At 59.3% G+C, this 20459-nt stretch carries 15 protein-coding genes; 6 read left to right on the top strand and 9 right to left on the bottom strand.

The window, feature by feature from the left end:
* Nucleotides 1-104 precede the first annotated feature (104 nt).
* Nucleotides 105-1469, top strand: coding sequence for a formimidoylglutamate deiminase (locus tag V6Z53_RS04100; protein WP_338584266.1), 1365 nt, complete (start codon nucleotides 105-107; stop codon nucleotides 1467-1469).
* 120 nt (nucleotides 1470-1589) lie between these two features.
* Here V6Z53_RS04100 and V6Z53_RS04095 read toward each other — a convergent pair whose 3' ends face one another.
* Both V6Z53_RS04095 and V6Z53_RS04090 read right to left on the bottom strand, forming a co-directional pair.
* Nucleotides 1590-2159: a lipocalin family protein gene (locus V6Z53_RS04095; RefSeq protein WP_338584265.1), complete on the bottom strand. Its 570-nt coding sequence runs from the start codon at nucleotides 2157-2159 to the stop codon at nucleotides 1590-1592.
* Between the two features lie 31 nt (nucleotides 2160-2190).
* A complete protein-coding gene (locus V6Z53_RS04090; RefSeq protein WP_090328096.1) occupies nucleotides 2191-2445 on the bottom strand; it encodes a hypothetical protein in 255 nt (84 codons plus the stop codon).
* Between the two features lie 279 nt (nucleotides 2446-2724).
* Between V6Z53_RS04090 and V6Z53_RS04085 the strand changes: the two genes are divergently transcribed.
* The 3 genes from V6Z53_RS04085 (at nucleotide 2725) to V6Z53_RS04075 (ending at nucleotide 5422) form a co-directional block, all read left to right on the top strand.
* Entirely contained in the window at nucleotides 2725-4617 is a 1893-nt protein-coding gene (locus V6Z53_RS04085) for a methyl-accepting chemotaxis protein (protein ID WP_338584264.1), read from the top strand.
* Nucleotides 4618-4820: 203 nt separating this feature from the next.
* Nucleotides 4821-5093, top strand: coding sequence for a type II toxin-antitoxin system Phd/YefM family antitoxin (locus V6Z53_RS04080; protein WP_338584263.1), 273 nt, complete (start codon nucleotides 4821-4823; stop codon nucleotides 5091-5093).
* Nucleotides 5090-5422, top strand: a complete 333-nt coding sequence (locus tag V6Z53_RS04075) for a type II toxin-antitoxin system RelE/ParE family toxin (RefSeq protein WP_338584262.1) — start codon at nucleotides 5090-5092, stop codon at nucleotides 5420-5422. The genes V6Z53_RS04080 and V6Z53_RS04075 overlap by 4 nt, the downstream gene beginning before the upstream one ends.
* A gap of 13 nt (nucleotides 5423-5435) precedes the next feature.
* On the opposite strand, the gene V6Z53_RS04070 is transcribed toward V6Z53_RS04075, so the two are convergent.
* The 5 genes from V6Z53_RS04070 to V6Z53_RS04050 form a co-directional block, all read right to left on the bottom strand.
* Nucleotides 5436-6038 carry a DUF924 family protein gene (locus tag V6Z53_RS04070; RefSeq protein ID WP_338584261.1) on the bottom strand — a complete coding sequence of 201 codons (603 nt, stop codon included), beginning with the start codon at nucleotides 6036-6038 and terminating at the stop codon, nucleotides 5436-5438.
* A 3-nt stretch (nucleotides 6039-6041) separates the two neighbouring features.
* Entirely contained in the window at nucleotides 6042-7052 is a 1011-nt protein-coding gene (locus V6Z53_RS04065) for a class 1 fructose-bisphosphatase (protein ID WP_015093094.1), read from the bottom strand.
* A gap of 193 nt (nucleotides 7053-7245) precedes the next feature.
* The gene (locus tag V6Z53_RS04060) at nucleotides 7246-8610 is read right to left on the bottom strand and encodes a DUF3999 domain-containing protein (RefSeq protein WP_338584260.1); all 1365 of its coding nucleotides are present in this window, start codon (nucleotides 8608-8610) and stop codon (nucleotides 7246-7248) included.
* On the bottom strand, nucleotides 8607-11771 hold the full coding sequence (locus V6Z53_RS04055) for a DUF2339 domain-containing protein (protein ID WP_338584259.1): 3165 nt from the start codon (nucleotides 11769-11771) through the stop codon (nucleotides 8607-8609). The genes V6Z53_RS04060 and V6Z53_RS04055 overlap by 4 nt, the downstream gene beginning before the upstream one ends.
* A gap of 163 nt (nucleotides 11772-11934) precedes the next feature.
* On the bottom strand, nucleotides 11935-14385 hold the full coding sequence (locus V6Z53_RS04050; RefSeq protein WP_338584258.1) for a glycogen/starch/alpha-glucan phosphorylase: 2451 nt from the start codon (nucleotides 14383-14385) through the stop codon (nucleotides 11935-11937).
* A 257-nt stretch (nucleotides 14386-14642) separates the two neighbouring features.
* On the opposite strand from V6Z53_RS04050, the gene V6Z53_RS04045 reads away from it, so the two are divergent.
* Nucleotides 14643-15080, top strand: coding sequence for a YkgJ family cysteine cluster protein (locus tag V6Z53_RS04045; protein WP_085725491.1), 438 nt, complete (start codon nucleotides 14643-14645; stop codon nucleotides 15078-15080).
* Between the two features lie 192 nt (nucleotides 15081-15272).
* Here V6Z53_RS04045 and typA read toward each other — a convergent pair whose 3' ends face one another.
* Nucleotides 15273-17093 carry a translational GTPase TypA gene (gene typA / locus V6Z53_RS04040; RefSeq protein ID WP_338584257.1) on the bottom strand — a complete coding sequence of 607 codons (1821 nt, stop codon included), beginning with the start codon at nucleotides 17091-17093 and terminating at the stop codon, nucleotides 15273-15275.
* A 138-nt stretch (nucleotides 17094-17231) separates the two neighbouring features.
* Nucleotides 17232-18686 carry a tRNA uracil 4-sulfurtransferase ThiI gene (gene thiI / locus V6Z53_RS04035; protein WP_338584256.1) on the bottom strand — a complete coding sequence of 485 codons (1455 nt, stop codon included), beginning with the start codon at nucleotides 18684-18686 and terminating at the stop codon, nucleotides 17232-17234.
* Between the two features lie 328 nt (nucleotides 18687-19014).
* On the opposite strand from thiI, the gene glnA reads away from it, so the two are divergent.
* Complete coding sequence (glnA, locus tag V6Z53_RS04030; protein WP_338584255.1) at nucleotides 19015-20421, top strand: glutamate--ammonia ligase; 1407 nt, start codon at nucleotides 19015-19017, stop codon at nucleotides 20419-20421.
* Nucleotides 20422-20459: the final 38 nt, after the last annotated feature.

Below are 20459 nucleotides of genomic sequence, written 5' to 3'. Positions count from 1 at the left end.
TAATCCTTGTTCGTTTGGATAGGGTTGCTAGCTTGCCGGAGTTTACCGGGCAGGCAAACGTCTGTATATGTATATACAAATAACACACGATGGGGTGCTGAACCATGTCCGCCTTCTTTGCCGAACGCGCGCTGCTGCCTAGTGGATGGGCCAACAATGTACGTCTTGAGGTCAGCGCCGACGGCGTATTGACCCATATCCGGGCCGATTCCCATGCAGATGACGCCGAACGGTTGAGCGGTCCGCTGCTGCCGGGCATGCCGAATCTGCACTCCCACGCCTTCCAGCGGGCCATGGCCGGGCTGGCGGAAGTGGCGGGCAATCCGAACGACAGCTTCTGGACCTGGCGCGACTTGATGTATCGCCTCGTCGGAAAAATCAGCCCGGAACAACTCGGCGTCATCGCCCGTCAGCTGTACATCGAAATGCTCAAGGCCGGTTACACCTCGGTCGCGGAATTTCACTACGTGCACCACGACCTCAATGGTCAGCCTTACGCCGATCCGGCCGAACTGGCGCTGCGCATCAGCCAGGCCGCCAGTTCCGCCGGTATCGGTTTGACCTTGTTGCCGGTGCTCTACAGCCATTCCGGTTTCGGTGGCCAGACACCGAACGAAGGCCAGCGCCGCTTCATCAACAGCACCGAAAACTACCTCAAGCTGCAATCGCGGCTGCAACCAATCCTCGCGCAGCAACCGGCGCAGGCTCTGGGGCTTTGCTTCCACTCGCTACGCGCGGTCACGCCGCAACAGATCAGCGAAGTGCTGGCGGCCAGCGACAAGCAGTGCCCGGTGCACATCCACATCGCCGAACAGCAAAAAGAAGTCGACGACTGCCTGACCTGGAGCGGTCGCCGTCCGCTGCAATGGCTGTACGAAAATGTCGACGTCGATCAGCGCTGGTGCCTGGTCCACGCGACCCACGCCAACCCGGAAGAAGTCACGCTGATGGCCAAGAGTCGCGCCATCGCCGGCCTATGCCTGACCACCGAAGCCAACCTTGGCGACGGGATATTCCCGGCAGTGGATTTTCTCGCTCAGGGCGGGCGCATGGGCATCGGGTCCGATAGCCATGTGTCGTTGAGCGTGGTGGAAGAATTGCGATGGCTGGAATACGGCCAGCGTCTGCGTGACCAGCGGCGCAACCGCTTGTATGGCGCGGATCAGCCGATAGTCGGGCGCACGCTGTTTGATGCCGCGCTCGATGGCGGCGCGCAGGCGTTGCGGCAGCCGATTGGTGCGTTGGAGGTTGGCAAACGTGCGGATTGGCTGGTGCTGGACGGCAACGATCCGTATCTGGCAACGGCCAGTGGCGACGGGATTTTGAATCGCTGGTTGTTTGCCGGTGGTGATCGACAGGTGCGCGATGTGCTGGTGAATGGGCAGTGGGTCGTGCGTGATGGCCGGCATGCTGATGAAGAAGAGAGCAACCGCGCGTTCACCCAGGTCCTGCGCGATCTCCTGGGCTAACGCAAAACAAAATGTGGGAGCGGGCTTGTTCGCGAAGAGGACGTCACATTCAACAGAGATGTTGAATGACAGTCCGCCTTCGCGAGCAAGCCCGCTCCCACATTTGTTAGAGGCTGCCTGCTAGTTCGAGGTTTTCGCCATCTGCGTATCCGACGCCCGCCAGATCAGCCGCGTGGTGTCGTAGCCCTGTTGACGCGCCTTGCTCAGCAACTCTTCACGCACCACACCGTTGACGGTCGGCGTGCGCGACAGCAACCAAAGGTACTTGCGGCTCGGGTCGCCGACGATGGCCGTCTTGTAGTCATCGCTGACGTACAACACCCAGTACTCACCCTTCGCAATGCCCGGAATCAGCCGGGAAAACCAGGTATCGAACTCGACCCACAACTTGTCGGTCTTGCCCGGCACCTGTGGATAAGCCGTGCCCTTGACCTCTTCCCATTGCCACTGCGCTGTCAGGCAGCGGTTCAACACCGCGACGTTACCGTCGGGCAACAGGCTGTAATGAGCTTCGGATTGCGCGCAGTCGCGCTGGAAATACATCGGCAAGCGCGCCAATTCGTACCAGGTGCCCTGGTAGCGCTTGAGGTTGACGCTGTTGGCCGTTTTCGGCGCCAACGGATCCTGGCCAGAACTGGCACAGCCGGCCAGTACCAGGCCGGCAAAAAGAATCATCAATAACCGCTTCATTGTTTTTCTCCCGTGGGCGCGTAGCCCCGGTTTACTTCAGGCCTTGGCCGGAAAACATCAGCACTTTGTCACCGGCGTACTGCACGCTGATAAAGCTGTTCTTGTCGCCCCAGGTGCAACTGGACATGCCGAGCGCGCCTGAACAATCGGCGGGTTTGCCCAATAAGGTTTCCACGTCGGCCTTGGCCATGCCGGCCGAGAGCTTCGAGTAGTTTTCCTGATTGACCTTGCTGCATGCAGCCAACAACACGCAGAACGAAAGCAGGGCGATGGATCGCAGCGACATGGTGTAACTCCAGGGGCGAAGGGATTGGCATGGCTGCCAAGCAGAACCTTAGAAGAGAAAACCCCCATCTGGTTCCCTCGCCGACCCGCTATTTATTGGGCCGCTCGTCTGCCATTTCTCCAAGAATCAGCCACTTTGTGCGGCTATCGGGCATTTCGTCGGTTTTAGTCAAAAGTGTCTAATCTTTGGCGCCGCTCAGTCGACATAAAACGCAACGCAAAGCCACGCCCGTGGCGTTTGCCCCTCTTCGTTGACCAGATCCCTGCGGTAGCTCATCCAATGACCAGAAACATGAAATTCAGCCACAAGATCTTGCTGGCTGCCGCCCTCGTGGTGGCCGTCGCATTCGCTTGTTTCATCCTGTTCAACGACTATCGCCAGCGCCAGACCCTGCGCAGCAGCACCGAGGCCTCGATGCAGGAACTCGGCAGCCTGACCACCAGCAACATCCAGACCTGGCTGGAAAGCCGCATGCAGTTGCTGCAGTCGATGGCCCAGCAAGTCAGCGCCGACGGCAATGCCCCTGCCAGCCTGAAGCGGATCATCGACCTGCCCGCCTACACCGGCAATTTCCAGCTGAGCTACTTCGGTGGTGCGGACGGCGTGATGTTCTCGATCCCGGCGGGCAACCGCGCGCCGGACTACGACCCACGCGCACGTGGCTGGTACAAAGCGGCCAACAGCGCGCAACAGACCATCGTTACCGAACCGTACATCGCCGCTTCGTCCGGCAAACTGGTGATCACCGTAGCGACCCCGGTACAGCGTCAGGGCCAGATGATCGGCGTTGCCGGTGCTGACATCGACCTGACCAGCGTCAGCGCGATCATCAACTCGCTGAACTTCGGCGGTCACGGCCATGCGTTCATTGTCAGCGCCGATGGCAAGATCCTTATCCATCCGGACAGCAAACTGGTGCTCAAGAACCTGACCGAGGCCTACTCCAACGGTGCGCCGAAAGTCAGCCCGGGCATGAAAGAGGTCGAGATCGACGGCAAGCGCCAGTTCATCTCCTTCACCCACGTCAACGGCGTGCCGTCGGCGGATTGGTATGTGGCACTGGTGCTCGACCAGGACACCGCGTTCTCGATGCTCAGCGAATTCCGCACCTCGGCGATCATTGCCATGGTGATTGCGGTGGTGATCATCATTGCGTTGCTGGGCATGCTGATCAACTTGCTGATGCAGCCGCTGCTGACCATGGGCCGCGCCATGCACGACATCGCCGAAGGTGAAGGCGACCTGACCAAACGCCTGACCATCCACGGCCACGATGAATTCGGCGCTTTGGGCTTGTCGTTCAACCGTTTCGTCGAGCGTATTCACACCTCCATCATCGAAGTGTCCTCGGCCACCGGCCAGGTCAACGAAGTGGCGCTGCGCGTGGTGGCTGCCTCCAACTCGTCGATGTTCAACTCCGACCAGCAAGCCTCGCGCACCAGCAGCGTCGCCGCCGCAATCAACCAGCTCGGCGCCGCCGCCCAGGAAATCGCGCAGAACGCCGCCCTCGCCTCGCAACACTCCAGCGACGCGCGCAGCCTCGCTGAAGACGGTCAGCAGGTGGTGGATAAAACCATCGCGGCGATGCAACAGCTCTCGGCGAAGATCAGCGACTCGTGCGGCAATATCGAAACGCTCAACAGCAACACGGTCAATATCGGGCAGATTCTGGAAGTGATCACCAGCATCTCCCAGCAGACCAACCTACTGGCGCTCAACGCCGCCATCGAAGCCGCCCGCGCCGGTGAAGCCGGACGTGGTTTTGCGGTGGTTGCCGATGAAGTGCGCAACCTCGCCCACCGCACCCAGGATTCGGCGCAGCAAGTGCAGAAGATGATCGAAGAACTGCAAGTCGGCGCCCGCGAAGCGGTGAGCACCATGACCGACAGTCAGCGCCAGAGCGAAAGCAGTGTCGGCATCGCCAACCAGGCCGGCGAGCGTCTTGGCAGCGTGACCCAGCGCATCGGTGAGATCGACGGCATGAACCAGTCGGTCGCCACAGCCACCGAAGAGCAAACGGCCGTGGTGGAATCGATCAACGTCGACATCACCGAGATCAACACGCTGAACCAGGAAGGCGTGGAGAACCTGCAGTCGACCTTGCGTGCGTGTGCGGATCTTGAGCAGCAGGCGGCGCGGCTGAAGCAGTTGGTGGGTAGTTTCAGAATTTAAGCTGCACTCCCCCGCCTCATCGCCGGAACGCCGCCCGGAGCAGGCTCACTCCCACATTTGATCTGTGGTGTTCACAAATCCACTGTGGGCCTGCTCGCGATTGCGGTATCACTCCCTCCGCAGAAATCGCTGGTCGGCTCGACCTGACTCAGGACTGAATTAAGACTAAACTCAGTCCTACTCAACTTGAAGCGGCTTATCCCATGAAGCTTTCATCTCAAATCAAACCGATCAGCTACCTGAAAAGTCATACCGCCGAAATCGTCAAACAACTCACAGAGAGCCGAGAGCCGTTGGTGATCACCCAAAACGGAGAAGCGAAGCTGGTAGTCATGGACGTGAAAAGCTTCGAAGAGCAAGAAGACACAATGGCCTTGCTAAAGCTTCTGGCGATGGGTAATCGCGAAATTGAAGAAGGTAAGTTTCGCGACGTCGAAGATGTCTTCGCTGAATTGGACGGGGCTGACCATCAATGAGTTTGAAGGTCGTCATTCTTCAGTCCGCCGAAACCGACTTGAAAGAACTTCGCGCTTATCTAGTCAAACAGTTCTCTACCCAAACCTGGCAAACCACCTATGCCAGCCTCAAGACTGCTATCCGTCATTTGGGATTGCAGCCTTATTCAGGATCGATCCCAGAAGAAATCGAGAAGCTCAATCTCAGTCAATACCGGCAAGTCCTCTCAGGTATGAACCGAGTCATATATGAAGTTCGGGAGCAAACCGTTTACATCCACATCATTGCTGATTCGCGAAAAAGTCTACCCGCGCTGCTCATGAAGCGACTGCTTCAAGGGAACACGTGAGCTTGGACAATCGCTAAAACCGTGAACCCGGCTTCGACAGAAACACCAACTCCTCAGCCGTAGACTCCCGCCCCAACACCGCATTGCGATGCGGAAACCGTCCAAACTGCGCAATCACTTTCTGATGCTTCTCGGCGTAATCCAGGTAATCGGCAAACAGAGTCCGGTCAACTTCAGGCTGTTGCGCCACCAGCTCGATGTAGCGCGAGATGCATTCGTTCTGCACCGCGAGGTTCTCGCTGTGTTCGAACACCAGGTAGATGAACACTCGCTGGATCGGCCTTAACTGCCGATCGAAATCCGCGGCTATGCCTTGCGCCACCAGCGCTTGCGCCCTGAGATCGCCGGAAAAGGATTTGGGGGAGTCGCGAAAGATCATTCGCGGGAGTTGATCGAGCAACAGCACCAGTGCCAGCCAACCTTCGGGGCGTTGCGCCCATTCGGTCAATCCGCCGGCCAGTGCCTGCTCGACCTGGTCCCCGAAACGCGTCCGCGCTTCGAGGTCCTGGCTGTCGCGCTTGCCGAACCACAACTTGCCCTTGTCAGCCGCGATTGCCCTGGAGGTTTCGGCTGTACCGAACCACCAATCGAGCAACGGCTGCCAGGGCGCGTTCATGATTTATTCCTTGTGGTAAGCCGTGACGCGTGCAACTTCTTCTTTCGAACCGAGGAACACCGCTACGCGCTGGTGCAGGCCTTCTGGCTGGATGTCGAGGATGCGCTGGTGGCCGTCGGTGGACGCGCCGCCCGCTTGTTCCACCAGGAACGACATCGGGTTGGCTTCGTACATCAGGCGAAGTTTGCCCGGCTTGGATGGCTCACGGCTGTCACGTGGGTACATGAACAGACCGCCACGGGTCAGGATGCGGTGCACGTCCGCAACCATCGCGGCAACCCAACGCATGTTGTAGTTCTTTTTCAGCGGGCCTTCATCGCCTGCCAGCAATTCGCCGACGTAGCGCTGTACCGGGGCTTCCCAGTGACGCTGGTTGGAGGCGTTGATGGCGAATTCCTGGGTAGCTTCAGGAATGGTGATGTTTTCGTGGGTCAGTACGAAGCTGCCCATTTCACGGTCCAGGGTGAAGCCTTTCACGCCGTCGCCCAGGGTCAGGATCAGCATGGTCTGTGGGCCATAGATCGCATAACCGGCGGCGACTTGTTGGGTGCCTGGCTGCAGGAAGGCCTTTTCATTCAAAGGTTCGTTCTGGCTCAGGTACTCGTTCGGGCAACGCAGTACCGAGAAGATCGTGCCGACCGGGGCGTTGATGTCGATGTTCGACGAACCGTCCAACGGGTCGAATACCAGCAGGTACGCGCCTTTCGGGTATTTGCCCGGGATCTGGTAGGCGTTGTCCATTTCTTCGGACGCCATACCGGCCAGGTGACCGCCCCATTCGTTGGCTTCGAGCAGGATCTCGTTGGAGATCACGTCGAGTTTCTTCTGCACTTCGCCCTGAACGTTTTCAGTGCCCATGCTGCCCAGAACGCCGCCGAGGGCGCCTTTGGACACGGCGTGGTTGATCTCCTTGCAAGCACGCGCCACCACTTCGATCAGGAAGCGCAGATCGGCAGGAGTGTTGTTGCTGCGGGTCTGCTCAATCAAATAGCGACTCAAGGTAACGCGGGACATGGAAGGCTCCGGTGGAATGGGGGGCTAAAAACCCGCGCAGTTTAACGCGAGTCGGGGCGCATTTCCTCCTATCAGACGTGATCGGCTGAAGAGAGTTCATGCGCGGGGTTCAGCGTAGTAGGAAATGGACATTTTTACCGCCAGATAAACCGCCATCGCGAGCAGGCTCGCTCCCACAAGGAGTACGCATTTCTCAGGGTTTGACCGGCGGCTTGCGCAGCAGACTGAACGCCATCGCCGCCAGGAACAACACGCTAAGCAGCAACACCGCCCACAGGCCGAATTTCTTCCAGTCGGTGCCCACGGCAACCGGTACTGTCGCCGCAGTCGAGGCCGTCACCACCGCGCCATCGACTGAAGCCCTGCCAAGCGTCGTCAGCTTCGCAGCGTTGTAATCCGGAATCAGTGTCGACAACGGCAGGTTCGCCGCCTTGACCGTCGAATTGCCCAGCGCCAGCGTATAAGGCCCTGGGCCTCGGGCCAGAAAGACCAATTGCGTGGCGCGCACGGCGAACTTCAGCGTTGGCGCTTGCGCTCCAAGACCGCCGCCGCGTTCGTCCACGGTCAGCTTCAGTTGTTGCACGATTTGCCCCGACAACTGCAATTCGTTCTGCACCACGTCCTGGCCATTCTGGGTCAGGCGATAGAGCAAACCACTGCTCAACGCCTGCCACGGCAGACTGCTGTCGCGGCGACCCGACAAGGTTACAGGCGCCAGGCTGTTGGGCTGTTCCAACTCGACCCGCACACGCTCGACGTTCAGGCCCATCGGCAGTTGCCAGATGTACTCACCGGCCTTCACGCTGCTGCCGGCCAACGCTTGCGACCAGACCAACGGCAACGGCAGGCTGCGGTTGTTTTGCAGTTGCGCCGACGTCAGGGTCGGCGCCGTTTGCGGCGTTTCCCATAACAAACGCAAGTAACGCGCCGACTGCCCCGGCAGGCCGACTTCGTGCTGCTCGACCCGTTCATCGGCAAAGGTCAGCCGCGCGACCTGCCCTTCGCCCCACGACTGCCAATGCTGTAAATCGTCGCTGGCCTCGATGGTAAATCGCTGGAAACCGTCGCGCTCGCTGGTCCAGTCGAGGATCAACTGCTGCAACGGTGCTTTGATTCCGCTGGCGTCGAGCAGCCAGCCACGCAACTCTTCTTCGCCTGCCTCCAGCTGACTGGAGGGCTGCACTTCGACCAGCGTGCCGTTGGCACTCGATTGCACCCGCACGCTCGGCGCGCGCTCGGTGGCGTCTGCCGAGTTGTACAGCGGGAACCATTTGACGTCGGTCAGTGTGCGGTTGGCGTCGGTCTGCGCAGTTTCGCGGGCCAGGGCGTAAGCCTGCTGGTCGCCGGCAGCATTGAAGACGCGCACATCACTGAGGTCGCTTTGCCGTGCATTCAGTTGCACGGCCAGCGGCAATTCGAGGCGATACCAAGGGCCTTCACCACTCACCGACAACGCTACCTGCGTGGCGAAGTCCGCCGGTTTTTCCTGAGCAACGGCTGTCAGCGCCATGCCCATCGCAACAGCGCCCAACCAGCATAGGTTCAGCTTCTGACTCAAGACGACACTCCTTCGGTTTCCGGGGCCGGTCTTTCAGCTTCCGGCACAGCCTCGACGCGCTTGGGCGGCAACGGGGCGAAGTAGCCCACTACCAGCAGCAACACGCCGACGCCGATAAACGACACGATCCGCGCCAGTCCGCCGCGGTTACTCAATTCGACAAAGAACAATTTGGCCACCACCACACCGATCAGCGCCGCGCCGATCAGCCAGACTTCGCGGCGATGACGCAAATGGCCGCCGATCATCAAGCTCAAGGCCATCAAGGTCCAGACGATCGACAGACCGGCCTGCACCCGCATCGATTCAAGCAGCGCATCGAGTTCGTACGGCACGCCGCTCCAGTGATGAGCCGTGCGCATCACCAGTGCAGTAAAGAACACGAACAGCGAGACGCCAGCGATCAGTTGTGTGGCGGAGGAGGCGAAATCCTGGCGCAGCTCGACTTGCGACACGGCGCTGCGAAACCAGACGTAAACGCCGAACAGTGCAAACAGCAAACCCAGCTCCAGCGGGTTGATCAGCGGCACGTAGGGCAGCGGCTCGGCCAAGCCGTCACTGAAGATGTTGGCCAGCCAGAACCAGCCCAGCATCAACAACGCCAAGGGCGCGGCGGCATACACGCGGTATTCGCGGGAATACTCCGATATCGGCCATGGCCAGGCACGCGGCGCGGCCATCAACACCAGATACAGGCTCGGCAAAATCGCCCAACCCAGCCAGCGCCAGGCATTGTATTGCTCGGACAACAGCAGCAAGCCGTATCGCAACTCCAGGGCCAGCACGCCGATCAGCAGCCAGCAACCGAGCACATGGGCGGTACTGAGCACCCACGCAGGGAGCATCGGCGCCAAGCGTCGCAGCGAGATGAAATGCACGACGAACACCGCTATCCACGCCAACCAGCCGAAGCTGGCCGCCGGGTGATAGCGCGAATGCCAGGCTGCGAGCAACACCAGCCCGGCCGCCGGGATCAGCACGGTGCAAAGCAGCCCCAGCGATGGCCATTTCAGGCGCAGCGCCAGCACGGTCCACAACGCAACACTCAAGGTCGCGACAGCCAGCAGCAGCGTCGCCTGCAAGGACAACGGGGCAAAGCGCAGCACTTCACTGACCCACGCCAGCGCCCACCAGCCTGCGCCCCACACCAGCAATGCCTGGGACAAGCGTTGCGCACTCAGCCCGGCAAGGCTGGCGAGCTGCAAGCGCCAGGCCCCGACCAACCCCGCCACACCGAGCACCAACGGCGTCCAGAATTCGCCATGGGCCAATGGACGCAAGCCTTCATCGAGCATGGGTTCGGCGACCAGGAACAACGCACCACCCAGCCACTGCACAGCGAAAGCAGTGAAGACAAATGTCCGCGAACGCAGGCGCAAACCGACCAGCAACGTGACTAACCCGGCCAATGCCCAACTGATCGCCGTGCCATGGGCGAAGAAAAACAGCGGCGCCAGCAGGTAGAGGAACGACAGGCCGAGACACGCCAACACCGGCAGGCCTTTGCGCTCCCATGCCGACGTCTGCTCGGGCTGCGCTTTATGCAACTGATAGAAACTGAACAGCAGCGCGATACCCAACATCAGCGCACCCAACGGTGCGCCTTCGAGCAGGCTGCTCTGCCCATCGCGCAACTCGCTGAGAAACGCCAGCGCCGAGCCCAGTTGCAGCAGCAAGGCAAAGGCTCGGGCCAACGCTCGTTGCTGACGCAGGCCCAGCCACAAGATCCCCGCGCCCTCCACTGCCCATGCGGCGGTGGTCCAGCGCGCATCGAGCCCCAGGGGAATCGCCAGGCTGGTGAAGATCACGCCCAGGGCCAGGCAGGTTTCCGCCAGCAGCAACGTACGACCGGCGAACAGCAAACGGGCCAGGCCCATGTAAATGATGCCCAGCGCCAAGGCACTGAACGCTGCGCCGAACTCCAGATGCTGCACCAGCGCGAACTGCAAACCGAAGCCCACCAAGGGCGGACCGAACAGTAGCGTGCCGTCGACGTAGTCACCCTTGCGCGCCGACCAGTGCAGCAGCGCCTCGCGGCTGCCATCCTCAGGTGCATCGCCCATTTCCAGCAGCTTGCGTCGGGCGAACAACAGACCGATGGCCAGATACATCAGGAAGAACAGGATCAGGAACGGCTCGGTGCTCCACAACAGCTCCGGCGTATAGGACCGTGCACCCCAGGCGAAACCGATGCCGAACGTGCCGACGAAGCCGATCACGTTCAGCAGGCGCCAGGCCTTGAACCAGGCGATGCCAAGGATGCCGGCGTTGAGCAAGGCGAAATAGCTGAACAACGCCACGTGGCTTCCGCTGCCGGTGGAGGCCAGGATGGGCGCGGCGAAGCCGCCCAATGCTGCCACTGAGGCCAGTCCCAAGGAGTCTTGGGTGATGGCGAGAATTGCCGAAAACACCGTCACCGCGACCAGCAGCCCAAACGCCGCCGAAGGATCGATAAGCGGATGCAAGCGCATCGCCGCAAACACCGTCAGGTACAACACCGCGACCCCGGCGCCCTGCAGCATCAACGCGTAATTATTGTTTCGCGATCGCAGCCACCAACCGAGACCAAGCAGGCCCAGCGCCGCCGCCGCGACACCGGCGTAACGCAACTCGATCGGCACCACCACACCTTCGGTGGCATAGCGCAACAAAAAGGCCAAACCGAGGAACAACAACACCACGCCGACCCGCAACACCGTGTTGCCGCCGAACAGCCAGGCGCGAGCGCCGTTGATGGCGCGCTCGATGAAGTTGGGGCCGCTCGGGATGGCCGGTTGTTGCTGCTCGCGGGTGACCGGTTCGGGTTTCCAGGCATCGACGGGGTCGGGAGGCAGTTCCCAGATCAGTTCAGGCGTTTCGATAGGGGATTGCGCGACGATGATCTCAGGTGCCGGAACGGATTCACTGATATCAGGTTCAAGGGTTTCAGGGGCAGTGAAACCGGGTAGTTCCAATACGGCCAAACGCTGCTCCACGCCATGCAACGCAACCTGCGCCCTCTCCAACAAGCGGCGTTGCTCGTCGGCCTGCGAAGCCAATTTGCCGATACGAAAGGCCTGACCGATCGCCAACCCGAGCAAAGCGCCCAGCAGCGCATCGCCGAAAGACTCATCGAGTATCCAGCCCAGCACCAGGCCAATCAGCATCAACATCCATTGCATGGTCGATATCCTTGAGCGCAATCCAGAAAGATTAGCGTAGCCACAGACAAAAGATCGCAGCCTTCGGCAGCTCCTACAAAAGCGCTTTAATACGCGATCCTGTAGGAGCTGCCGAAGGCTGCGATCTTTTGCGGCGCGCCAGTATATCGATCCGACCGAAGACTTACTCCAACGCCTTCCAGATCTCGGTGGCATATTCACGAATCGTCCGGTCCGACGAGAACCAGCCCATCCGCGCCGTGTTCAACACCGCTGAACGCCACCATTGCTGCGAGTCATGCCAATGGGCTTCGACGCGCATCTGCGCGCTCCAGTAGGAATCGAAATCGGCGCAGACCAGGAACCGGTCGTAGTCCACCAGCGAGTCGATGAAGCCGGCATAGCGGGACGGGTCATCCGGCGAGAACACCCCGCCCCGAATGGCCTGCAACACATCGTTAAGCCGATGTGACGCGGCAATATCCGGCGCCGCGTTGAACTCGTGGTTCTGTTTGCGCGCCTCGACCTGCTGTGCGCTCAGACCAAAAATGAACATGTGCTCGGTGCCGATGCGCTCACTCATTTCCACGTTGGCGCCGTCCATGGTGCCGATGGTCAGGGCGCCGTTGAGGCCGAACTTCATGTTGCTGGTGCCCGAGGCTTCGAAACCGGCGGTGGAAATCTGCTCGGACAAATCCGCTGCCGGAATGATGCTTTCCGCCAGGCTGACGTTGTAGTTGGGAAGGAACACCACTTTGAGCAAGCCGCGCACGGTCGGGTCGTTGTTCACCACCCGGGCGATGTCGTTGGTCAACTTGATGATCAGCTTGGCCTGGTGATAACTGGCCGCCGCTTTACCGGCGAAGATTTTCACCCGCGGCACCCAGTCGATTTCCGGCTCGGCGCGAATCGCCTGGTACAGCGCCACGGTGTGCATCAGGTTGAGCAACTGACGTTTGTACTCGTGGATGCGCTTGACCTGCACGTCGAACATCGCCGCCGGATTGACCGCAATCCCCAGCCGCTCGTGAATCAGGTAGGCCAAGGCTTTTTTACTGTGCAGCCGCTGTTCGGCAAAAGCTTTGCGGAACGCGGTCTTCTCGGCGAACGGCTCAAGACCAAGCAACCGTTCTTCGGGATTGTCCAACAGTTCCGGACCGAGGGCATCGACCAGCATCGAGGTCAGCTCGGAGTTAGCCTGATACAGCCACCGGCGGAAGGTGATGCCGTTGGTCTTGTTGTTGATCCGTTCCGGGTAGAGTTTGTGCAACTCGGAGAACACCGTTTTGCGCATCAACTGCGTGTGCAGCCCGGATACGCCGTTGACGCTGTGGGAACCAAGGAACGCCAGGTTGCCCATGCGCACGCGGCGGCCGTTGTCTTCTTCGATCAGCGAAACCGCGCGCAGTACGTCGAAGTCGTGGATGCCTTTGGCGCGCAGCGAGTCAATGTGCTGGGCGTTAATGAGGTAAATGATCTGCATGTGTCGCGGCAGCATGCGTTCCATCAAACCGACCGGCCAGGTTTCCAGCGCTTCGGGCAGCAGTGTGTGGTTGGTGTAGGAAAGCGTGTCGACCGTGACCTGCCATGCCGCGTCCCAGGCCACGTCATACACGTCGACCAATTGACGCATCAGCTCGGCCACAGCGATCGAGGGGTGGGTGTCGTTGAGCTGAATCGAGGCGTGATCGCCCAAGGTCAGCACCGAGGTGTGCATGTTGCGATGACGGCGCAGCAAGTCCTGTAAGGACGCGGCGACGAAGAAATATTCCTGGCGCAGACGAAGTTCCTGCCCGGCTTCGGTGCTATCCGCCGGGTACAGCACGCGGGAAATACTTTCCGCCCTGGCCACTTCGGCGACCGCACCCAGGTGGTCGCCAGCGTTGAAGCGTTCCAGGTGCAAATCTTCCATGGCTCGTGCGCGCCACAGACGCAAGGTGTTCACGCTCGCCCCGCGCCAGCCGACCACCGGCGTGTCATACGCAATGGCCCGTACGGTTTCCGCCGGGTGCCAGACCTGCTTGGACTTGCCGCTTTCATCGGTGACGGTCTCGACACTGCCACCGAAACCGATCGGATATACCACCTCCGGCCGCTCAAATTCCCACGGGTTACCGAAATCCAGCCAGTGTTCGGTCTGTTCCTGCTGCCAACCATCGACGATGGCTTGGCGGAACAAGCCGTGTTCATAGCGGATGCCATAACCGTGACCGGCGATGCCGAGGGTCGACATGCTTTCCAGGAAGCACGCCGCCAGACGCCCCAGGCCGCCGTTGCCCAGCGCCGCATCGGGCTCCAGCAGGCGGATGCGCTCAAGGTCGACGCCGAGCTCGGTCAGGGCCTCGCGGGCTACGTCGAGCAGGCCGAGGTTGCTAAGGCTGTCGAAGAGCAATCGGCCGATGAGGAATTCCAGGGAAAGGTAGTAAACGCGCTTCTGACCTTTGCGGTAGATCTGCCGCGTATGGTCCATCCAGTGCTCGACCATGTGGTCCCGCGCGGCCAGGGCAATGGCTTCGAACCAGTCGTGGTCGAAGGCGTGATCCGGGTCTTTGCCCACCGCGTAGGTGAGTTTGGTCAAGACGGCGTCGCGGAATGCGGCCACCTCTGCTTCGCGAACAAGTGGTTCTTGAGTCATCGATAGGACCTCGAGCGAGCTTGGAGTTGTCTGAGCCTAGACGGTCTGACAGGCGGTAGAGGCTCTGGTTCGGCAGTTTTTCCTGTTAGTGCGAATCGGGTCGGCAATACATTGTCATGTGCCTGAATCAATGCAGGGGCCGTGCCGGATTAACGGTGTTGTGAGGCAGCAAAGAAAAAAATCTGGCGAAAGGTTGTTCAAAAATCCACCAGTCCCGGTATGATCGCGCGCCCTGATGCACACGCTGGTAACAACCGATGATGAAGCCGAACCTGATCGCCGCCGCGGAGATCGACCGACTCGATACCTGGGCCAAGTACTCCGCCCCGATGTGCGGCTCGTGCATGTCCAGTTGCTGCACCCTGCCGGTCGAGGTCAAGATCAAGGATCTGGTCCGTATCGGCGTCGTCGATGAATTCGAGCTGGGTGACCCGCCAAAGAACATCGCCAAGCGCCTGCAAAAGGAAGGTTTGGTCGAGCGTTTCAACCAGAAGTCAGGAATCTTCACACTCCAGCGCATGAGCAACAATGATTGCTACTACCTGGATCGTAAGAGCCGTCTGTGCACTATTTATGAAAAGCGCCCGGATACTTGCCGCAACCACCCGAAAATCGGCCCACGGCCGGGGTATTGCGCGTACAAGCCGAAGGAAGTGGAGCGCGAGCGGAATTCTCGATCGATCGAGCGGTTCTGATCCGCATTGCATTAACTGTGGCGAGGGAGCTTGCTCCCGCTGGGTTGCGAAGCGACCCCAAGATTTTACGACTGCTGCGCAGCCGAGCGGGAGCAAGCTCCCTCGCCACAAGGTCCCGCACAAACCCCAGACAAACAAAAACGCCCCCGGCCTTGCGGTCGGGGGCGTTTTTTTGCCAGCTAACTAAATGACTTAGTTACCGGACTTCTTCGCAGCGCGGGTACGCTCGCTTTCACCCAGGATCTTCTTGCGAAGACGGATGGACTTAGGAGTGACTTCACACAGCTCGTCTTCCTGTACGAACTCCAGAGCTTGCTCCAGAGTGAACTTGACAGGCGGAACCAGAGCGATGGTTTCGTCTTTACCCGAAGCACGCATGTTGTCGAGCTTCTTGCCTTTGGTTGGGTTTACACCCAGGTCGTTGTCGCGGCTGTTCAAGCCAACGATTTGACCTTCGTAGATATCCTGGCCGTGTTCAACGAACAGCTTGCCACGAGCCTGCAGGGTTTCCAGCGAGTAGGTCAGAGCCTTACCGGTAGCAACCGAAACCAGAACACCGTTCTGACGGCCGGACATGTCACCGGACTTCATCGCGTCGTAACGATCGAAGATCGAAGTCAGGATGCCGCCACCGGAGGTCAGGGTCAGGAACTCGTTACGGAAACCGATCAGGCCACGGGCCGGGATGTTGTACTCAAGGCGCACACGGCCCTTGCCATCCGGAACCATGTTGGTCAGATCGCCTTTACGCAGGCCCATTTGTTCCATGATCGCGCCCTGGGATTCTTCCGGCAGGTCGATGGTCACGTTTTCGTACGGTTCGTGCTTGACGCCATCAACCATGCGGATGATCACTTCAGGACGACCAACACCCATTTCGAAGCCTTCGCGACGCATGGTTTCGATCAGTACGGAGAGGTGCAGCTCACCACGGCCGGACACTTTGAACTTGTCAGCCGAGTCGCCTTCTTCAACGCGCAGAGCAACGTTGTACAGCAGCTCTTTGTCCAGACGTTCCTTGATGTTACGGCTGGTGACGAACTTGCCTTCACGGCCGCAGAACGGCGAGTCGTTAACCTGGAAGGTCATCGATACGGTAGGTTCGTCAACGGTCAGCGGCTTCATCGCTTCGACGTTCAGTGGATCGCACAGAGTGTCGGAGATGAACAGCTGGTCGAAGCCGCTGATGCAGACGATGTCGCCCGCAGCTGCTTCTTCAACGTCGATGCGGTGCAGACCGTGGTGACCCATCAGCTTCAGGATACGGCCGGTACGCTTCTTGCCATCGGCGTCGATAGCGACAACCGGAGTGTTTGGCTTGATGCGACCACGAGCAATACGGCCAACGCCGATGACACCCAGGAAGCTGTTGTAGTCCAGTGCCGAGATTTGCATCTGGAACGGGCCGTCACGGTCAACTTTCGGTGCTGGTACGTCGTCGATGATCGACTGGTACAGCGGGGTCATGTCTTCAGCCATGGCGGTGTGGTCAAGACCAGCAATACCGTTCAGGGCAGAGGCGTAAACCACTTTGAAGTCCAGCTGTTCTTCGGTAGCACCCAGGTTGTCGAACAGGTCGAAGATCTGATCCAGAACCCAGTCCGGACGCGCGCCTGGACGGTCAACCTTGTTGATGACCACGATTGGACGCAGGCCGGCTTCGAATGCCTTCTTGGTCACGAAACGGGTTTGCGGCATAGGGCCGTCTTGGGCGTCAACCAGCAGCAGAACGGAGTCGACCATCGACATTACGCGTTCAACTTCGCCGCCGAAGTCGGCGTGGCCCGGGGTATCCACGATGTTGATGTGGTAGCCGTTCCAGTTGATGGCGGTGTTTTTCGCCAGAATGGTAATACCGCGCTCTTTCTCCTGGTCGTTGGAGTCCATCACGCGCTCGTCGTTGAGCTCGTTGCGCTCCAGGGTGCCGGATTGACGCAAGAGTTTGTCTACCAGGGTGGTTTTACCATGGTCAACGTGAGCAATGATGGCGATGTTGCGTAGATTTTCGATCACTTGTGTATCTCGATCAGAGGATTCGGTGTGCTGACAAGTCTTGGCAGCGATTACAGTAGAGTCAGGCCTTGCCGTTACAGCTTGACGGCAGAGTCGGGGGGCCGGTGACGCAGGCCACAGGCATACAGCCCCGGGCTCTTAGCTCGGTCGATAAACGCGCACATTGGCATGCCCCTCACTGAGCAAATGGTGGGCATGCAGGCGACTCATCACGCCTTTGTCGCAATACAGCAGGTACTGGCGAGTAGGGTCCAGTTCCTTGAAACGAGCGTTCAGTGCATAAAACGGCATCGTTTGTACCTCGATACCAGCGAGTTCCAGCGGGTCATCCTCGGCGGCATCCGGGTGGCGGATGTCGATCACGATCTGACCGGCCAGCGCGTCGCTGACTTCTTCAATCTGAACGTCCTGGCCCAATTCGTCGATCACGCGATCGATCGGCACCAGTTTGGCGTTTTCGAGCGCACGCTCGAGTACCGCCATATCGAATTCTTTCTCTTCATGCTCGACGCGATGGCGCTTGGCTGCGGTCTTAGGATTAACCGAGATGACCCCGCAGTATTCCGGCATGTGCTTGGCGAAATCGGCGGTACCGATCTCGTTGGCCAGGTCGATGATGTCCTGCTTGTGGCTGGCGATGAGCGGACGCAAGACCAGTTTGTCGGTCACGCAGTCGATCACGCTCAGATTTGGCAGTGTCTGGCTCGAAACCTGGGAGATCGCTTCACCGGTGACCAGCGCTTCAATCTGCAGTCGATCGGCAATCTGCGAGGAAGCGCGCAACATCATACGCTTCAAAACTACGCCCATATGACTGTTATCGACTTTACCGAGAATTTCTCCCAGCACTTCCTCAAACGGCACACTGACAAATAACACGCGTTGGGAGCTGCCGTACTTCTTCCAGATGAAATGCGCGACTTCCATGACGCCCAGTTCGTGGGCTCGTCCGCCCAGATTAAAGAAGCAGAAGTGTGCCATCAGGCCGCGGCGCATGATCTGGTAGGCCGCCACGGTGGAGTCGAAACCACCGGACATCAGCACCAGCGTCTGCTCCAGCGCACCCAACGGATAACCGCCGATGCCGTTGTGTTGGCTGTGGATCACGAACAACCGTTGGTCGCGAACTTCGATGCGGACTTCGATTTCCGGCTTTTTCAGGTCGATCCCGGCGGCACCGCACTGACGGCGCAACTGGCTGCCGACATATTTTTCGATATCGATGGAGCTAAATGGGTGCTTGCCGGCGCGTTTGCAACGCACCGAGAAAATCTTCCCGGCCAGCGCATCGCCGTAGTGCTGCTTGCACTTTGCAACGATGTCGTCGAAATCGCCCAGCGGGTATTCGTCGATTTGCAGGAAGTGCGCGATGCCCGGCATGCAGCTCAGGCGCTCGCCCATCTCCTTCAGGGCCTTGGGATCACTGACGCGGGTTTCCAGCTCGAGGTTGTCCCACACGCCATTCACCACCACAGCCGGGTCCAGATCGCGGAGCACGGCACGGATGTTCTTGGCCAATTGGCGGATGAAACGCATCCGTACCGGGCGGCTCTTGATGGTGATCTCGGGGAAGACTTTTACGATTAATTTCATGGAAACAGCGCGCGCAGGGCCTGCCGAAAAAGGGGCGCGCGGATTATAGCGGAAATTGCTCAAGGTTTAACCAGTTAATGTGCAGAAGGTTTTGCACGCACCAAAACAGGTCATTTTCAGATTTTAACGCCACATTGTAGGGCGAGATTTTCCGCTTTAAGGCGCTTTGCACCTTTATTAGCGTGAATTTGGGGCAAAAAACCCATGGTGGGGCACTGGCATGCAATTTGCTCCCTTGTGAGGCAGGTTGCCTTGGCAGAGTATTCGCGCCGGCATCACAAACATTTAAGGGCATCCACTACCAGCCCTAATCCACCCGGAGGACAGTATGTCGAAGTCGGTTCAACTCATCAAAGATCATGACGTCAAGTGGATTGATCTGCGCTTCACGGACACCAAAGGCACTCAGCACCACGTGACCATGCCGGCTCGCGACGCGCTGGATGACGCTTTCTTCGAAGAAGGCAAAATGTTCGACGGTTCCTCCATCGCTGGCTGGAAAGGCATTGAAGCTTCCGACATGATCCTGATGCCGGACGACAGCACTGCCGTTCTCGACCCCTTCACCGAAGAGCCGACCCTGATCCTGGTCTGCGACGTGATCGAGCCTTCGACCATGCAAGGCTACGACCGCGACCCACGTGCGATCGCCAAGCGTGCCGAGGAATACCTGAAGTCGACCGGTATCGGTGACACCGTATTCGTAGGTCCAGAGCCAGAATTCTTCATCTTCGACGAAGTGAAGTTCAAGTCCGACATCTCCGGTTCGATGTTCAAGATCTTCTCCGAACAAGGTTCGTGGATGTCCGACCAGGACGTGGAAGGCGGCAACAAAGGCCACCGTCCAGGCGTCAAAGGCGGCTACTTCCCGGTTCCTCCGTTCGACCACGACCACGAAATCCGTACCTCCATGTGCAACGCCATGGAAGAAATGGGCCTGGTCATCGAAGTTCACCACCACGAAGTGGCAACTGCCGGCCAGAACGAAATCGGCGTGAAGTTCAACACCCTGGTTGCCAAGGCCGACGAAGTTCAAACCCTGAAGTACTGCGTACACAACGTTGCTGATGCATACGGCCGCACCGCGACCTTCATGCCTAAGCCTCTGTACGGCGACAACGGTTCGGGCATGCACGTCCACCTGTCCATCGCCAAAGATGGCAAGAACACCTTCGCAGGCGAAGGCTATGCCGGCCTGTCCGACACCGCTCTGTACTTCATCGGCGGTATCATCAAGCACGGTAAGGCCCTGAACGGCTTCACCAACCCGTCGACCAACTCCTACAAGCGTCTGGTCCCAGGTTTCGAAGCTCCGGTAATGCTGGCCTACTCGGCTCGCAACCGTTCCGCTTCGATCCGTATTCCTTACGTGTCCAGCCCTCGCGCTCGCCGTATCGAAGCCCGCTTCCCGGATCCAGCAGCCAACCCGTACCTGGGCTTCGCTGCACTGCTGATGGCTGGCCTGGACGGCATCCAGAACAAGATCCACCCTGGCGACGCAGCTGACAAAAACCTGTACGACCTGCCGCCTGAAGAGGCGAAAGAGATCCCACAAGTTTGCGGCAGCCTGAAAGAAGCCCTGGAAGAGCTGGACAAAGGTCGTGCGTTCCTGACCAAAGGCGGCGTGTTCTCCGACGACTTCATCGACGCTTACATCGCTCTGAAAAGCGAAGAAGAAATCAAGGTACGCACCTTCGTACACCCACTGGAATACGAGCTGTACTACAGCTGCTGATCCGGTAGCGCCAGCGCAAGCGGCGTGACAAAAAGAGG

This window comes from Pseudomonas sp. MAG733B, assembly GCF_036884845.1.
Taxonomy (GTDB): Bacteria; Pseudomonadota; Gammaproteobacteria; order Pseudomonadales; family Pseudomonadaceae; genus Aquipseudomonas.
This window is presented reverse-complemented; position numbering and strand designations above follow the sequence as displayed.

What these genes read in the sequence shown, in the direction of transcription:
- V6Z53_RS04075 (WP_338584262.1), top strand. Translation starts at nt 5,090, where the DNA reads ATGAGTTTGAAGGTCGTCATTCTTCAGTCCGCCGAAACCGACTTGAAA.
- V6Z53_RS04080 (WP_338584263.1), top strand. Translation starts at nt 4,821, where the DNA reads ATGAAGCTTTCATCTCAAATCAAACCGATCAGCTACCTGAAAAGTCAT.
- V6Z53_RS04050 (WP_338584258.1), bottom strand. Translation starts at nt 14,385, where the DNA reads ATGACTCAAGAACCACTTGTTCGCGAAGCAGAGGTGGCCGCATTCCGC.
- V6Z53_RS04065 (WP_015093094.1), bottom strand. Translation starts at nt 7,052, where the DNA reads ATGTCCCGCGTTACCTTGAGTCGCTATTTGATTGAGCAGACCCGCAGC.
- V6Z53_RS04070 (WP_338584261.1), bottom strand. Translation starts at nt 6,038, where the DNA reads ATGAACGCGCCCTGGCAGCCGTTGCTCGATTGGTGGTTCGGTACAGCC.
- V6Z53_RS04090 (WP_090328096.1), bottom strand. Translation starts at nt 2,445, where the DNA reads ATGTCGCTGCGATCCATCGCCCTGCTTTCGTTCTGCGTGTTGTTGGCT.
- V6Z53_RS04100 (WP_338584266.1), top strand. Translation starts at nt 105, where the DNA reads ATGTCCGCCTTCTTTGCCGAACGCGCGCTGCTGCCTAGTGGATGGGCC.
- V6Z53_RS04055 (WP_338584259.1), bottom strand. Translation starts at nt 11,771, where the DNA reads ATGCAATGGATGTTGATGCTGATTGGCCTGGTGCTGGGCTGGATACTC.
- thiI (WP_338584256.1), bottom strand. Translation starts at nt 18,686, where the DNA reads ATGAAATTAATCGTAAAAGTCTTCCCCGAGATCACCATCAAGAGCCGC.
- glnA (WP_338584255.1), top strand. Translation starts at nt 19,015, where the DNA reads ATGTCGAAGTCGGTTCAACTCATCAAAGATCATGACGTCAAGTGGATT.
- V6Z53_RS04085 (WP_338584264.1), top strand. Translation starts at nt 2,725, where the DNA reads ATGACCAGAAACATGAAATTCAGCCACAAGATCTTGCTGGCTGCCGCC.
- V6Z53_RS04045 (WP_085725491.1), top strand. Translation starts at nt 14,643, where the DNA reads ATGATGAAGCCGAACCTGATCGCCGCCGCGGAGATCGACCGACTCGAT.
- V6Z53_RS04095 (WP_338584265.1), bottom strand. Translation starts at nt 2,159, where the DNA reads ATGAAGCGGTTATTGATGATTCTTTTTGCCGGCCTGGTACTGGCCGGC.